This is a genomic window from Williamsia maris, assembly GCF_024171815.1.
Lineage (GTDB): Bacteria > Actinomycetota > Actinomycetes > Mycobacteriales > Mycobacteriaceae > Williamsia_A > Williamsia_A maris.
Map to the genome: position 1 here is coordinate 1287437 of NZ_JAMTCJ010000001.1, position 15174 is coordinate 1302610.

The window sequence follows — 15174 nt, forward strand, 5'->3', positions numbered from 1 at the left end:
ATGGCGACCTCACCGGCACTGCTCGACCTCATCACCGCACACGACCAGGGCGTACTCGCGACGATCCGCCGCGACGGCCGTCCGCAGCTGTCGACGGTGAACTACGCCTACGACGAGGGGGCACGGCTGCTCCGCGTCTCGATCACCGACGGACGCGCGAAGACCGCCAACCTCCGCCGGGACCCTCGCGCGGCGTTGCACGTCAGCAGTCCCGACGGGTGGTCGTACGCGGTCGCCGACGGGGCCGCCGACCTGAGCGCGGTGGCCACCGCCCCCGACGACGACGCCGTCGCGGAGTTGATCGAGCTGTACCGCGCCATCGGCGGTGAGCACGACGACTGGGACGACTACCGCCGCGCGATGATCGCCGACGGCCGCCTGGTCCTGCGCCTGCACGTCGACCACCTCTACGGCCAGGCCCGCTGACCCGCCAGTTGGGCACGTAACACCCGCAGTTGGGCACCTAACGACCGCAGTTGGGCACGTAACACTCGCAGTTGGGCACCTGCAACGTCCTCCGGGGGCACAAGTGCCCAACTGACCAAGCTACGTGCCCAACCGGCGTCGTTACGTGCCCAACTGGCGTCGTTAGGTGCCCAACTGACGGGTGTCAGGCGTCGCGCGCGGCGAGGCCCGAGAGGTAGCGATCGACGTCGTCGAGGTGCGGCAGCAACCCGCTTGCGACAGCCTCGTCCAGCGACGGGGCGGCAGTGTCCTTGTCCGACAACGACACCTCGAGCGGGCTCCCGTCGCGGCCGACGACGGGCCAGTCGATGCCGATGGTCGGATCGAGCGGATGGATGCCGTGTTCGCCGCCCGGGTTGTATCCGGTGGAGCAGAAGTAGGCGACGGTGGAGTCGTCGGCCAGCGACAGGAACGCGTGACCGAGTCCCTCGGACAGGTAGATGGCCCGTCGATCGACGTCGTCGAGCACGACGCTGTCCCACTGCCCGAACGTCGGCGAGCCGACGCGGATGTCGACGACGACGTCGAGAACGGCGCCACGCGAACAGGTCACGTACTTCGCCTGCCCCGGTGGGGTGTCGGCGAAGTGGACTCCACGCAGCACGCCGGCCGCCGACACCGAGATGTTGACCTGGGCGAGCGAGAACTCGTGACCGATCAGCTCACCGAGAACGGGCGCCTTGAACGCCTCGAGGAACACCCCCCGCGGATCGGGGTGCTGCACCGGGGTGATCTCCCACGAGCCGGCGATCGACAGCGGACGGACGCGCATGCCTCACAACCCCCGCTCGAGGATGCCGAGGAGGTAATCCCCGTAGCCGGACTTGGTCAGCTTCTCCGCCCGGGCCCGCAGTTCGTCGTCGCCGATGTAGCCGCGTCGCCACGCGATCTCCTCGGGGACCGCGATCTTGAGGCCCTGACGCTGTTCGACCGTTCGCACGAAATTCCCGGCGTCCTGCAGCGAGTCGAACGTGCCGGTGTCGAGCCATGCGGTTCCCCGCGGCAGGACGTGGACCTGCAGTCGGCCCGCGTCCAGGTAGGTCCGGTTGATGTCGGTGATCTCGTATTCGCCGCGGGCGCTCGGGGTGAGCCCGCGCGCGATCTCGACCACGTCGTTGTCATAGAAGTACAACCCCGGGACGGCGTAGTTCGACCGCGGGTTGTCCGGCTTCTCCTGCAGCGCAATGGCCGTGCCCGAGGCGTCGAAGTCGACGACGCCGTACGCACTGGGATCGGCGACCCAGTACGCGAACACCGCTCCCCCGTCGACATCGGAGAACCGCATCAGCTGGTTACCCAGCCCCGGACCATAGAAGATGTTGTCGCCCAACACCAGTGCGACGGTGTCGCCCCCGATGTGATCGGCCCCGAGGACGAACGCCTGCGCGAGACCGTCCGGGGACGGCTGCACCGCGTAGGTGATCGAGATGCCGAACTGCTCGCCGTTGCCCAACAGATGCGAAAACGATTCCGCATCACCGGGTGTGGTGATGACCAGGATGTCGGTGATGCCCGCGAGCATCAGTGTCGACAGCGGGTAGTAGATCATCGGTTTGTCGTAGACCGGGACGAGCTGCTTGCTCACCCCGAGGGTGATCGGATGCAGCCGCGAACCGGTCCCACCGGCCAGAATGATTCCCCGCATGGCGACACACTATGCCCCGGTGAGGTGACCGGCTCAACCCCGCGAGCGGCAGGTGTGGGCCGGTAGGCTCGCATCCGTTGCACCGACAACCGGAAGGATGTGCGATGCGCGCACTGGTCACGGGAGGTGCCGGATTCATCGGCGCCAACTTCGTACTCAGCACGGTGGCGAGCCGTCCCGACGTCGACATCACCGTCCTGGACAAGCTCACCTACGCAGCCAATCCGTCCACGCTGGACTCGGTCGCCGACCGCATCGAGATCGTCGAGGGCGACATCGCCGACGCCGACCTCGTCGACCGTCTCGTCGCCCAGACCGACATCGTCATCCACTTCGCCGCGGAATCGCACAACGACAACTCCCTGGCCGACCCGTCGGCGTTCGTGCAGACGAACCTGGTCGGTACCTACACACTGCTCGAGGCGGTGCGCAGGCACCGAACCCGTCTGCACCACATCAGCACCGATGAGGTGTACGGCGATCTCGCACTCGACGACCCGAGCCGTTTCACCGAGACAACTCCCTACAACCCGTCGAGCCCCTACAGCTCCACGAAGGCCGGCAGTGACCTGCTCGTCCGCGCGTGGGTCCGATCGTTCGGGATCCACGCAACCCTCTCGAACTGTTCCAACAACTACGGGCCGTACCAGCACGTCGAGAAGTTCATCCCGCGCCAGATCACCAACGTGCTCACCGGCGCCCGGCCCCGGCTCTACGGCACCGGGACCAACGTCCGCGACTGGATCCACGTCGACGACCACAACGACGCCGTCTGGACCATCATCGACACCGGTGTCGTCGGCGAGACGTACCTGATCGGCGCCGACGGTGAGACCGACAACCGGACCGTCGTCGAGACGATCCTCGAGATCCTCGGGAAACCCACCGACGCATACGATCTCGTCACCGACCGGCCCGGACACGACATGCGCTACGCCATCGACTCGACCCGACTGCGCACCGAACTGGGGTGGTCACCGAGGTACACCGACTTCCGCGCCGGACTCGAGGCGACCGTCGACTGGTACCGCGAGAACGAGAACTGGTGGCGTCCGGTCAAAGATGGTGTCGAACGCGGATACGCGCGCACCGAGAAGATCGTCGGCTAGACCGATCCGGACGTTCTCGCGTCGGCCCCCAGCATCCGCAGCACGATGTCGATCACGTCGGTCATCGGCGGGATGCCGGTGGAGTGGCCGAAGAGCTTGGGTTGCGCCGACCGCAGGAACGTCGCGCTGACCATCAGGTAGGCCGCGGCATCGGTGTCGACGTCGGCCTCGATCAGACCGGCGTCTCGGAGGGCCCCGAAGTACGCACCCACGGCGGCGACACCCCGATGCGGCCCGAAATCGTTGGCCGTGACCACGTCACCGACCTCGTCGCGCAGGCCGGCGTCCCCATGCGCCGCGACCAGGACGTCGAGGCCGTCGTCGAGAAACGTGTGCACCGCGCCGACGTACTGCTCGAGCACCGGACGGACGTCGGACAGCGCGCGAACCACGGTCGGGTCCATGTCGTTCTTGAACGCGAACAGCGGACGCAGCGCCTCGTGGAACACCGCGGTGAGCAGGGCCTGCCGATCACCGAAGTGATAGAAGATCGACCCCTCGGAAACGCCTGCGCGGGAAGCGACCTCGCGAGTCGTCAGCCGTGCGACACCCCGCTCCCGGAGCACCGCGAGGGCGGACGACAACAGCTCGTCGCGTCCGATCGCCGGGGGCCTTCCTCGTCGCGCCATGGCGGCCACACTACCCAACGCATGTCAATTGTTGAGTGTTCACTCAGAATGTGCAACGATTTTCTGAGTCCGCACTCAACCTGGAGGCACCATGGCCCGCAAGTGGCTCACCCTGACCGCCGTCTGCACCGGCGTGTTCATGCTCCTGCTCGACGTGACCATCGTGAACGTCGCGCTCCCCGACATCCAGACCGATCTCGGATCCGACCTCTCCGACCTGCAGTGGGTGATCGACGCCTACGCGCTCGCTCTGGCGGCGCTGCTGCTCACCTCGGGCACCATCGCCGACATCGTCGGCCGCAAGAAGGTCTTCGCGATCGGCATCGTGGTGTTCACGGTCGGGTCGCTGGCCTGTGGCCTGGCCCCCAACATCACCACCCTGGTCGTCTCGCGCGTCGCCCAGGGCGTCGGCGGGGCCATCATGTTCGCGACGTCGCTGGCGTTGCTCGCACAGGCCTTCGCTCCCCGCGAGCGCGGTGTCGCCTTCGGTGTCTTCGGTGCGGTCACCGGCGTCTCGGTCGCAGTCGGACCGGTGCTCGGCGGCATCCTCACCAGTGGGTTGTCCTGGCACTGGATCTTCTTCGTCAACATCCCGGTCGGCATCTTCGCGCTGGTCATGACGATCATCGGTGTCGACGAGTCGAAGGCCCCCGGGCAGCATCGCATCGACTGGCTCGGCTGCGTCACCTTCAGCGCCGCACTCGCCTTCCTCGTCTTCGGTCTCATCCGCAGCCACGCCGACGGATGGGGCTCGCTCGAGGTGGCCGGCTCGCTCATCGCCGCGGCCGTGCTGCTGACCGCGTTCGTCGTCGTCGAGCGGATGTCCGACCAGCCGATGGTCGACGGGTCGCTGTTCCGCGTGCCCACGTTCACCGGCGGACTCATCGCCGCCTGGGCCATCTCCGCGTCGATGTTCTCCCTGTTGACCTACATCGTGATCTACCTCCAGAACACGATGGGCTACTCCGCGCTGCAGGCCGGGCTCTACTTCCTGCCGTTCTCCGGACTGGTCTTCGTCGCCGCGGCGGTCGCCGGGCGCCTCTCTGACAAGATCCCGGCCCGCTGGTTGATCACGCCGGGATTCGTGTTGGTGGCGGCCGGACTACTGCTGATGCGCGGCAGCGACCCGACCGGCGGCTGGACCCAGTTCATTCCGGGGTTCATCGTCGCAGGCATCGGAACCGGCCTGATCAACGTCCCGCTGGCGTCGACCGCGGTGGGTGTCGTCGAACAGTCCCGCGCCGGCATGGCCTCGGGCATGAACTCGACGTTCCGCCAGATCGGCATCGCCACGGGCGTCGCCCTGCTGGGCAGTCTGTTGTCGTCGCGGTTGAGCAACAACATCTCCGACTCCCTCGCCGGCACCCCCATCGCCGACAAGGGACGTGAGATCGGCGACGCGGTCGCCAACGGCGGCGCGGCGCAGGTCATCTCGTCGGTGCCGGCGCAGCTGCGCGAGATGGTCACCGCGAGTGCGGGGCGGGGGTACGCGAACGCCCTGGACCTCATCCTGTTGATCGCGGCGTGCATCGCGACGGTGGCCGCGATCTCGACCGTCTTCCTCATCCGCTCGAAGGACTTCCACGCCAATCGCGTCGAGGCCGAGCAGAAGGCCGACGAGGACCTGGCACCCACGGGGTCGTGACCAGCCTGAGCTAGCCCGCGATCCGTGCCGGCTCGGGAAGTGGGGCCTCGACGACCTCGTCGAACCCCGGCCGCGCGGTACCGACGAACGACCGCACCCAGGCGACGACCGCCCTGGCCCGGTTGCCCATGCCTGCCAGGTAGTACAGGTGCACTCCGAGCCAGGCGACGAAGGCGAGCAGGCCGCGGAAGGTGATGCGCTCGGTCAGCTTCGCGACGGCCCGTCCGCGGCTGATGATCGACATCGACCCCTTGTCGAGGTATCGGAAGACGCTGCCCGGGGCTCGCTTCCGGGTGATGATGTCGACCGCGTGCCGACCCTGCTGCATGGCGACCGGGCTCTGTCCCGGGTAGTCGCGCAGCGACGTCATGTCGCCGATCGCGTAGATGTTCGCGACACCGCCGACGGTCAGGTCGTCGTTGATCAGGAGGCGTCCGGCGCGGTCGGTGTCGCAGCCGGTCGCCTCGGCCAGCACGCCGGCGAAGCCGCTCGCCGAGACCCCGGCCGACCACACGACGGTGTCGGTGGCGATCTTGCGGGTGGCCGCCCCGTCGTTGACGTTCACGGTGACGACGCCGTCGGCGATGTCGGTGACCATCGAGCCGGTGAGCACCTCGACGCCCGCCTTCTCCAGCGCACCCCTCGAGTACTCACTCAGACCCCCGCCGAACGCGGGCAGCACCTCGCCGAGGCCTTCGACCAGGGTGATCGCGACCTCGCGACGTTCGTGGCGGCGGGCCAGCTCGGCGATCTGGCCGGCGACCTCGACCCCGGTCGCACCGGCACCGACCACGACGAACGTGGTCGCGGACGCGTCATCGACAGGCGCGTCGAAGCAGGCGCGGAGATGGGCGCGCAGTCGGGTCGCGTCGTCGATGGTCTTGAGGGCGAAGGTGCGATCGGCGTACTCGTCGCGGCCGAAGTAGCTCTGTGCGGCGCCGGTCGCGGCGATCAGCGAGCCGTAGTGGACGCGGTGGTCACGACCGTCGGCGCGGTAGGTGAGCATCGCGGGCATCGCATCGACCGCGGTCACGACGCCCTCGACCACCTCGACGTCGCGGTGGCGACGCAGGAGGTTGTCGGTGCGGGGCGCGATGTCGTCGCGGGCCAGGACGCCGGTGGCCACCTGATAGAGCAGCGGTTGGAAGAGGTGTTCCGGGGTGCTCGAGATCAGCAGGGCGGTCTTGCCCCGACCACGCAGGCGGCGCGCGGCGGCCAGCCCGCCGAATCCGGAACCGACGATCACCACGTCGTAGTAGGTCGCGTCATCTGTGCGCATGTCGATCTCCTTTCGCTACTCATGAACAACACCCATGGTCCTGGTTTGTGCTCCCGCCGTCACGCGCGTTTTCCAGATGCTATTGATCTGGATCGCTCATGAGTGGCCGGTATGCTCGGTGACCTGCGAGAGGGATGACATGGAACTGCGACAGCTGACGTACTTCGTGGCGGTGTGCGACGAACTGAGTTTCAGCCGCGCCGCCGAGCGAACCTTCATCTCGCAATCGGCGATCAGCCATCAGGTCGCCCGCCTCGAACGCGACCTCGGCGCGGCCCTCTTCGAGCGGTCCACCCGCACGGTGACCATCACCGAGGCCGGTGAGCGTCTGCTGCCCGTCGCCCGGCAGATGATCGATCTGGAGAAGCACGCGTACGCGGCCGTGCGCGATCCCGGATCGCGGGTCCGACTCGCTGCCAACATGTCGTTCGCCCGGCGGTCGTTGTCCGCGATCGCCGAGGTCCGCGAGCGACATCCCGACGTCGAGATCGAGTTCGTCATCAAGAACTTCCAGCAGCGGGTGGACGCCGTCGTCTCCGGTGACGTCGACATCGCACTGATCCGCGGCACGGTCAGCGACCCCCGGTTGCGGGTCGAACAGCTGTGGGTCGAGGAGCTCGTGGTGGCGGTCTCGGAGAAGCACCCGCTGGCCGGCGCCTCGGAGGTCGACCTGCGCGAGCTCGCGTCCCACCCGCTGATCCTGCCGCCGCAGAAGCAACAGGTGTTGCTGCACAGCGTCATCCGGCAGGCCTTCGCCGACGTCGATGCCGTGCCACGGTACGGATCACCCATCGCGGCCGATCACACCGCGGCGCTCGAGTTGATCAACCACCCCACCACCTGGACGGTCCTGTACGACGATCAGCCCGGACCGGCCATCGCGCTGTTGCGGGAGCGCAACGGGCGCCTGCGCGTCCCGGTGAGTGCGGTCGTGCGGACCCACGCACTGCAGGAATCCGGCGCCGGGGAGCGTGTTGCGATCATCCGAGACCTGATGGCCAGGCTGGGTGCGGGGACGGGGGTCACGCCGTGATGGAGTGGCCGCGACACATCCCGACCCTCACCGACGGGGTGATCACACTGCGCGCCCTGGAGCCGTCCGACATCGACGACGTGCTCGAGACCGCGGCCGATCCGGCGTCGGAGGCGTTCACCACGGTCCCCAGCCCGTACACGCGACAGGACGCGGTGGAGTTCGTCGAGACGAACGCGGCCAAGGTGTGGCCGGGGTTCGAGGTCGCGATCACCGATTCCGACGACCGTCTCGTCGGCACCTGCGGACTGCGCATCCGCGACGAGGACAGCGGCGTCACCGAGGTCGGGTACATGGTCGCACCGCGGGCACGCGGCCAGGGGATCGCGACGCGGGCGACCCGTCTGCTCGTCGACTACTCGTGGACGATCGGGGCCGCGCGGGTGGCGCTCGACGCGTTCGCCGGCAACGCGGCGTCTCGTGCGGTGGCACTGCGGTGCGGGTTCGTCGAGGAGGGGACGCTCCGGTCGGCACACCTCGGAAACGGCGACATCCGGCACGACGTGGTGGTCCACGGCATCCTCCGGACCGACACCGACCCTCCGACGACCGCAGGCTAGCCCCGAGCGGACCCACATCCCGTACGAACGAACGGGATGTCATGTCGCGCATCACATTTCTTCCCGTTGACTTCGACATTCCTTTAGTTAGTCTGAGCAAGAGAATACATGGGTGGGAGGCCTGCGTTCTCCGACGGCATGGGGCCGGCGACGTCCACCGTTTGGTCATCTTCGTCAGCGAGCAGGTAGCCGTGTCCTCGATTTCGCACGCCGTCCGACATCTCTCCGCACCGTCATCGATGCGTGCCATCCGCAACACCGGGCGTCGTGTACGGCGACCAGCCCGGGTCGCGACCGCCTGCCTCATGATCGCCGGGATGATGGTGACCGGCGGGTGCGCGGTGCCGTCCCTGTTCGACCACGCACGCGCGACGGCGTCCGGAGCGATGGTCGCCGAGCCGGGGAGCATCGTCGCGATCGACCACCTGTCGGATTCGGATGCGCGGCAACCCGTTCCGGGCGGCCACGGCGCTCTGGTCCACTATCGCTCGACCGACGCGCACACCGGCAAGTCCAGGACGGCGTCCGGGATGGTGTTCGTACCGCCCGGTGTCGCACCGCGGGGCGGTTGGCCGGTACTGGCGTTCGCCTCGGCGTCACCGGGGACCGAGACGGCCTGCCCCGCTCCGACCGCACCCGCGGTGGAGCCCGAACCCACGGTGGTGCAGTACCTCTCACACGGTTATGCGGTGGCGGTGAGCACCGGCAGCGCGGCCTCGGCGATGCCCGGCGTGCCCGACAGCGCCACCGCCGGTCTCGCCCTCATCGACTCCGTCCGTGCGCTGCGCAGGGCCTACCCGAATGTGTCCACGCACTGGGCCGCGATAGGCGTCGCGCAGGGCGGGGCCGGCGTGTGGGATGCCGACACTCTCGCTCATCGATACGCTCCCGACCTGCAACTGCTGGGTGCGGTGGCGCTGTCGCCGACGGCGGACATGACCGGCCTCGTGTCCCGCGCACAACGCGGGACACTGTCCAACGACCAGGCCCGCCTGGTCCAACAGACCCAGATCGCGCACGGCCGACACCCCCTCGACCTCGACACCCGCCGCACCGACGACGTCGACCAGAACCGCGCGGCGCAGTCGACGTGTGGCGGCGCCTCGAGACCGCTGATCGCCGACGTCGCACGGATGAGTGGTCCGCTCGACGTCGTGGAACCGACCACTGCCGCCGTCGAGCCGCTGCGTGCATCCCTGGCCGCGGCCGCGGTGAGCGCCGGCCCCCTGTCCGCTCCGCTCTCGGTCGTCTACGGAACCGACGACACCGTGGTCGATCCCGCATGGACCACCGACGTACTCCGGCGCGAATGCGCCGCCGGGGGCACCCTCACCTGGCAGCTCGAGTCGGGAACCGGCCGCACCGATACCGACCACACCCGCCAGATCGACTGGGTCACCGACCGGTTCGGCGGCCGACCCGCGCAGAGCAGCTGCCAGACCACCTCGGTCGACGCCGAGGGTGCAGGCGCCGTCGTGGCCGCCGCGCCCGTTCCCACGGTGGCCTCGGCGCTGCCCCCGGGAAGTCACGCCGCGCGCGTGCTCTATCGCTCGACCGAGGGCGACACCGGTCTGCCGACGGTCGTGTCGGGCACGGTCTTCTCCCCCGCGGGCACCCCACCGCCGGGCGGGTGGCCGGTGATCGCCTACGGCCACGGAACCACCGGCATCGACACCGACTGCGGGCTGTCCGGGTCGCCGACCCTGCAGGGTCAGGCCGCTCTGGTCTCGTCGTTCCTGTCGTTCGGTTACGCGGTATCGCTGCCGGACTATCAGGGGTTAGGCGGCCCCGGACCGCACCCCTACCTCGACGCGCGCACCGCCGGACTGAACGTGATCGACTCGGTGCGGGCCCTGCGGGCGACCTTTCCCGACATCTCCACGCGCTGGGGCGCCCTGGGTCACTCGCAGGGCGGCGCGGCGGTGTGGTCGGCCGACGAGCAGGCCGGCACCTACGCACCGGAACTCGCGTTCGTCGGCGCGGTCGCGCTGGCCCCCGCGGCGTCGGTGACCGGCATCGTCGACAAGTCGGACCGCCGGACGCTCACCACCGACCAGATCCCCGCGTTCGCGCTGATCGTGACCTCGTTGCAGCGACTGCATCCCGAGCTCGACCTCGACGAGTACCGCCACGGCGTGGCGGCCGAGCACTGGTCGGCCATCGCCGCCTGCGCCGGTCCGCTGCTGGGCGAACGGGCCGCGGCACTCGCCCGGATCCGGTCCGCCGACGTCGCGCCCGACACCGCCGTGGCGTCGGATCGGGTGCACCGACTCCTCGCGCGGTGGGCGCTGCCGCAGCGACCGGCGTCGGCCCCGATGTCGGTCCTCTACGGGTCGGCCGATCAGCTCGTCGACGCGGGGTGGACCACCAACGCCCTGCACCGGGCGTGCGCGATGGGCGACACCATCGAGTTCGACGAACAGGCCGGGGGCACCCATTCCGATCTCGACCTGACCGGCCAACTCCCCTGGCTACGAGACCGTTTCGCCGGTCAGCCCGCCCCCGACAACTGCCGGTGACCCGCCGCGGCCGACCTCAGTCCGGGAGCGTCGGCGGAGCCAGACGGTAGGTCGGCGGCGTCACCGACATCCCGATCGGGTTGCGCACCGTCGGGGTCGGTGTCCCGGGGATCTGCGCCGCGGGGTCGACACCGAGGCGCCGCGCGAGGTCGAAGGCCTCGGCGACGTCGTTGATCGGCCCGGCGGGAACCCCTGCGGCGGCGAGGATCTCGAACCAGTGGTCGGCACCGTGCGGTCGCAGGGCGGCGGCGATGTCGGCGACGAGGGCGTCCCGGTTCGTGATGCGCGCGGTGTTGGTCGAGAAGCGGTCGTCCGTCGCGAGTCCGGGGTTCCCGATCGCGTCGGCCATGCGGGCGAACAGCTTGTCGTTGCCCACCGCCACCGCGAGCGGGCGGTCCGCGGTCGAGAACACCTGATAGGGAACGACGCTGGGATGCCGGTTGCCCATCGCCACGGGAACGACGTCGGCGGCGAGATAGCCCGCGGTCTGGTTGACCATCGACGACAGCGCGACCGAGAGCAGATCGAGATCCACCCGCTGGCCGATGCCGGTGCGGTCGCGATGTCGCAGGGCGGCCAGGATGCCGGCGACCGCGTGGACCCCGGTGAGCACGTCGATCACCGCGACGCCGACCTTCGACGGCGCATCTTCGGGCCCGGTGACGCTCATCAGGCCGCTCATCGCCTGGATGAGCAGGTCGTAGCCCGGCATGGACGCGCCACCGTCGCGCCCGAAACCCGTTATCGCGCAGTAGATGAGATCGGGTTGATCGGCGACGAGGGTGTCGTATCCGAGGCCGAGGCGTTCCATCGTCCCGGCGCGGAAGTTCTCGATGACGACGTCAGACCGCTCGACCAAGGTCCGGGCCGCCCGTCGTCCGTCGTCGGTCTGCAGATCGACGGCCAGCGACGTCTTGTTGCGGTTCACCGAGGTGAAGTAGGTGGCCATGGGCTCGACGCCGTCCGGGGCGTCCTTCTCGTACGGCGGCCCCCAGGAACGGGTGTCGTCCCCGGCGCCCGGTCGTTCGACCTTGACCACCTCGGCACCGAGGTCGGCCATCAGCATCGTCGCGTACGGGCCGGCGAGGACCCGACTGAAGTCGGCGACGACGATGCCGTCGAGCGCGCCGGTCATGGTGCTCCGTTCGGGTCGGGGGTCGGACCTGTCCAACGTAGCCACCGAGACCGCGCGTGAGCCACGCCACAGGCCGGATCGCTTGCGTGGTTAACAGTTGTAGTTTCACAATGGTCCCGTGGAAACCGAGACCTACAGCGCGCGGCGCAAATGGATCATCCTGTGCACCTGCTGCCTGAGCCTGCTGATCGTGTCGATGGACGCGACCATCGTCAACGTCGCGCTCCCCGCCATCCGTCGGGATCTCGGCGCCTCGGTCTCCGGACTGCAATGGGTCATCGACATCTACACGCTGGTCCTGGCCAGCCTGCTCCTGCTGTCGGGGGCGATGGCCGACCGCATCGGCCGTCGGCGGATCTTCCAGATCGGTCTGGTCGTGTTCGCGTTGGGGTCGCTGCTGTGCAGCCTGTCGACCAGCGTCGAGATGCTCATCGCGGCACGATTCGTGCAGGCCATCGGCGGTTCCATGCTCAACCCCGTCGCGATGTCGATCATCACCCAGGTGTTCACCGGTCGCGCCGAGCGTGCCCGCGCGATCGGCGTCTGGGGTGCCGTCGTCGGCATCTCGATGGCGCTGGGGCCGATGGTCGGCGGCGTCCTGATCGACCTGCTGGACTGGAAGGCCGTCTTCTGGATCAACCTTCCCATCTGCGCCGCAGCGATCGTCCTCGCCGCGATCTTCGTGCCGGAGTCCCGCTCGGCCACCCTCCGCAAACTCGACCCACTCGGCCAGGGACTCGGCATCCTGTTCATGGCGTCGCTCATCTCCGGCCTGATCGAGGGACCGAACCTCGGGTGGGGCGATCCACGCACGCTCGGCATCTTCGCGCTCGCCCTGATCGGGCTGGTCGGGTTCATCCGCCACGAGGGACGGCACGCCTCCCCCTTCATCGACCTGCGGTTCTTCCGGAGCGTGCCGTTCGCGACGGCGACCGTGATCGGGATCCTCGCGTTCTCCGCGTACGGCGGGTTCCTGTTCCTGATGTCGAACTACCTGCAGAACGTCCGCGGCTACTCGGCCGTGCACACCGGCCTGATCTATCTGCCCATCGCGGTCGGCACGCTGATCTTCTCGCCCATCTCGGGGCGCCTGGTCGGCCGGTACGGGACACGACCGTCGCTCATCGCCTCCGGCCTGTTGCTCGCCGTCGCGTCGGTCCTGCTCACGACGTTCACCCCGACCACCCCGGTCTGGCTGCTGATCATCACCTTCGGTCTGTTCGGTGTCGGATTCGGTCTGGTCAACGCCCCGATCACGACGTCGGCGGTCAGCGGTATGCCGCGTGACCGGGCCGGCGCCGCCTCGGCGGTCGCGTCGACCAGCCGCCAACTCGGCGTCAGTCTGGGCGTCGCGATCAGCGGATCCATCGCCGGTGCCGCGGTCACCGCGTCCGACGGCGCCTTCACCGACGCCGTTCAACCACTGTGGTGGATCACGACCGGCCTCGCACTGTCGATCACCGCGCTCGGCATCATCAGCACCACCGGATGGGCCAAGAGCACCGTCGAGAAGACGGCGTTCCTGTTCGTCTCACCGAGCGAGCCGAAGGCACCCGCGCATGTCTGAGGGTCGGACCACCGCGCAGACACGCGACGCCGCACGGGCCTGGCAGTTGATGGCGCACTTCGTGATCGACCACCGTGGCCCGTGGCGCAAGGCGATGATGGCGCGGACGGGTCTGCCGTTCAACCACTTCCGGTTGTTGCGGCGCATCGGCTCCGGCGCGGTCACCATCGGCGATCTCGCGGCCGCGGCGACCATCGACGCCCCCGCGGCCACCGTCGGCGTCAACGAGTTGGAGAAGCGCGGCCTCGCCGAGCGGACCGTCGACCCGACCAACCGTCGCCGCAAGCTGGTGTCGCTGACCGATTCCGGCCATGCGGTACTCGCCGACGCGATGACGACCGACGACCCGGCACCCTCGGCGTTCGACGCCCTCGACGACGACGAGATCGCCGAACTCGTCCGCCTGATCGCCAAGCTCGACACGACCGCGCACGGCTGAGGTCAGGTCGGTCCGCTCGAATCCTGGGCGGTGAGAACACGGTTGGCCTCCCGCACGGCCGCAGCGTTCGACTTCCCCTGACGCGAGCCCGCCAGTTTGGCGGCGATGTGGTCGCGCACCGTGATCGGTTCGTAGGCCATGCCGTCGGCCGCGTCGAGGTGGCCGGGCAGGGTCGCGATGACCGCCTCGGGGTTGCCGTCGTGGAAGAACGCCGCCGAACGACGTCGCCGGATGGTCCCGTCCACGATCGGCGGCTTCACCCGGTGCAGCGTCGAGAGCCACCGGTCGTTCGTCAGCCGGGCGGTGAGGTCGCCGAGGTTCACCAGCAGCGCGCCGTCGACCGGGGACACGTCGTGCCACCGACGGTCCGACCTCAGCACCTGCAGGCCGGCGACCTGATCGGCCCACAACACGGTCACGATGCCGAAGTCGGAGTGCTCGCCCATCCCCGTCAGTTCCCCGTCGAGTGACACGGTGCCCTCGGAGAGGGCGTAGTTGTTCATCCGCAGCACGTCGATGGAGTGGTCGGTGATGCCGTCGAAGAAGTCGTCGGCGACCCCGAGCGCCGCCGCGAAGATCGTGGTCAGGGTCCGCGCGACCCGTGCGGCCGCGTCGAAGTAGGCCTGCACGCCCTCGGCGAACCCGTTCACGTCCGGCCAGACGTTGATGCCGTAGTCGTCCTCGGAGAGGTCGAGTCCGGGGAACGACCGCCCCTCGACGCCTACGTTGAACGCCTCGAAGAAGTCGTTCATGCGTGTGGCGGCCTCGACCCCGAGACTCAGACTGAGCGATTCACTCTTCGGCGGGCTGTAGCCGCGGTTGGCGCCGGTGACCCGATACGACTTGCGGACCTCCAGTGGCTGGGCGAAGAACCCGTCCATCGCCCGGGTCAAACCGTCGACGACGCCGTCATCGATGCCGTGGCCGCGGATCTGCATGAAGCCGACGGTCCGGCAGGCCTCGTCCACCGCGGTCACCACGTCGGCGATCTCGACCGCCGAGCCACCGCGCACCACCGGCCCGATGTCGATCACCGGGACACGGAACGTTTCGGTCATCTCTCACCTCTGATGCCCTGCGCCCTCGCGGGTTGCCGACGCCGCAGCCATTGTCGGACGACAGCGGCCCGTGCGCACCTCGGAGAGCGGA

At 68.8% G+C, this 15174-nt stretch carries 14 protein-coding genes; 8 read left to right on the forward strand and 6 right to left on the reverse strand.

The window, feature by feature from the left end; all coding sequences use genetic code 11:
- Window positions 1-426: a PPOX class F420-dependent oxidoreductase gene (locus tag LX13_RS06135; RefSeq protein ID WP_253660384.1), complete on the forward strand. Its 426-nt coding sequence runs from the start codon at window positions 1-3 to the stop codon at window positions 424-426.
- A gap of 184 nt (window positions 427-610) precedes the next feature.
- Here LX13_RS06135 and LX13_RS06140 read toward each other — a convergent pair whose 3' ends face one another.
- The gene (locus tag LX13_RS06140; RefSeq protein ID WP_253660385.1) at window positions 611-1237 is read right to left on the reverse strand and encodes a dTDP-4-dehydrorhamnose 3,5-epimerase family protein; all 627 of its coding nucleotides are present in this window, start codon (window positions 1235-1237) and stop codon (window positions 611-613) included.
- A 3-nt stretch (window positions 1238-1240) separates the two neighbouring features.
- Entirely contained in the window at window positions 1241-2110 is an 870-nt protein-coding gene (gene rfbA / locus LX13_RS06145; protein ID WP_253660386.1) for a glucose-1-phosphate thymidylyltransferase RfbA, read from the reverse strand.
- Between the two features lie 104 nt (window positions 2111-2214).
- Here rfbA and rfbB point away from each other — a divergent pair, with 104 nt between their 5' ends.
- The gene (gene rfbB, locus LX13_RS06150; RefSeq protein WP_253660387.1) at window positions 2215-3219 is read left to right on the forward strand and encodes a dTDP-glucose 4,6-dehydratase; all 1005 of its coding nucleotides are present in this window, start codon (window positions 2215-2217) and stop codon (window positions 3217-3219) included.
- On the opposite strand, the gene LX13_RS06155 is transcribed toward rfbB, so the two are convergent.
- Window positions 3216-3848: a TetR/AcrR family transcriptional regulator gene (locus tag LX13_RS06155; RefSeq protein WP_253660388.1), complete on the reverse strand. Its 633-nt coding sequence runs from the start codon at window positions 3846-3848 to the stop codon at window positions 3216-3218. The two genes, rfbB and LX13_RS06155, sit on opposite strands and share 4 nt — an antisense overlap.
- A gap of 91 nt (window positions 3849-3939) precedes the next feature.
- On the opposite strand from LX13_RS06155, the gene LX13_RS06160 reads away from it, so the two are divergent.
- A complete protein-coding gene (locus LX13_RS06160) occupies window positions 3940-5493 on the forward strand; it encodes an MFS transporter (protein WP_253660389.1) in 1554 nt (517 codons plus the stop codon).
- 10 nt (window positions 5494-5503) lie between these two features.
- Here LX13_RS06160 and LX13_RS06165 read toward each other — a convergent pair whose 3' ends face one another.
- The gene (locus LX13_RS06165) at window positions 5504-6772 is read right to left on the reverse strand and encodes an NAD(P)/FAD-dependent oxidoreductase (RefSeq protein WP_253660390.1); all 1269 of its coding nucleotides are present in this window, start codon (window positions 6770-6772) and stop codon (window positions 5504-5506) included.
- A gap of 139 nt (window positions 6773-6911) precedes the next feature.
- Between LX13_RS06165 and LX13_RS06170 the strand changes: the two genes are divergently transcribed.
- The 3 genes from LX13_RS06170 (at window position 6912) to LX13_RS06180 (ending at window position 10884) form a co-directional block, all read left to right on the forward strand.
- Window positions 6912-7805 carry a LysR family transcriptional regulator gene (locus tag LX13_RS06170; RefSeq protein ID WP_253660391.1) on the forward strand — a complete coding sequence of 298 codons (894 nt, stop codon included), beginning with the start codon at window positions 6912-6914 and terminating at the stop codon, window positions 7803-7805.
- Window positions 7805-8365 carry a GNAT family N-acetyltransferase gene (locus tag LX13_RS06175; RefSeq protein ID WP_253660585.1) on the forward strand — a complete coding sequence of 187 codons (561 nt, stop codon included), beginning with the start codon at window positions 7805-7807 and terminating at the stop codon, window positions 8363-8365. Before LX13_RS06170 ends, LX13_RS06175 begins: the two co-directional genes overlap by 1 nt.
- Window positions 8366-8556: 191 nt before the next feature.
- A complete protein-coding gene (locus tag LX13_RS06180) occupies window positions 8557-10884 on the forward strand; it encodes a lipase family protein (protein ID WP_253660392.1) in 2328 nt (775 codons plus the stop codon).
- Window positions 10885-10900: 16 nt separating this feature from the next.
- Here the strand turns inward: LX13_RS06180 and LX13_RS06185 are convergent, their stop codons facing one another.
- On the reverse strand, window positions 10901-12019 hold the full coding sequence (locus LX13_RS06185) for a CaiB/BaiF CoA transferase family protein (RefSeq protein ID WP_253660393.1): 1119 nt from the start codon (window positions 12017-12019) through the stop codon (window positions 10901-10903).
- 118 nt (window positions 12020-12137) lie between these two features.
- Here LX13_RS06185 and LX13_RS06190 point away from each other — a divergent pair, with 118 nt between their 5' ends.
- Together LX13_RS06190 and LX13_RS06195 are read left to right on the forward strand one after the other, a co-directional pair.
- Entirely contained in the window at window positions 12138-13586 is a 1449-nt protein-coding gene (locus LX13_RS06190; protein WP_253660394.1) for an MFS transporter, read from the forward strand.
- The gene (locus LX13_RS06195; protein ID WP_253660395.1) at window positions 13579-14025 is read left to right on the forward strand and encodes a MarR family winged helix-turn-helix transcriptional regulator; all 447 of its coding nucleotides are present in this window, start codon (window positions 13579-13581) and stop codon (window positions 14023-14025) included. Before LX13_RS06190 ends, LX13_RS06195 begins: the two co-directional genes overlap by 8 nt.
- Before the next feature lie 2 nt (window positions 14026-14027).
- Here LX13_RS06195 and LX13_RS06200 read toward each other — a convergent pair whose 3' ends face one another.
- The gene (locus LX13_RS06200) at window positions 14028-15083 is read right to left on the reverse strand and encodes an isopenicillin N synthase family dioxygenase (protein WP_253660396.1); all 1056 of its coding nucleotides are present in this window, start codon (window positions 15081-15083) and stop codon (window positions 14028-14030) included.
- Between the last annotated feature and the right edge of the window lie 91 nt (window positions 15084-15174).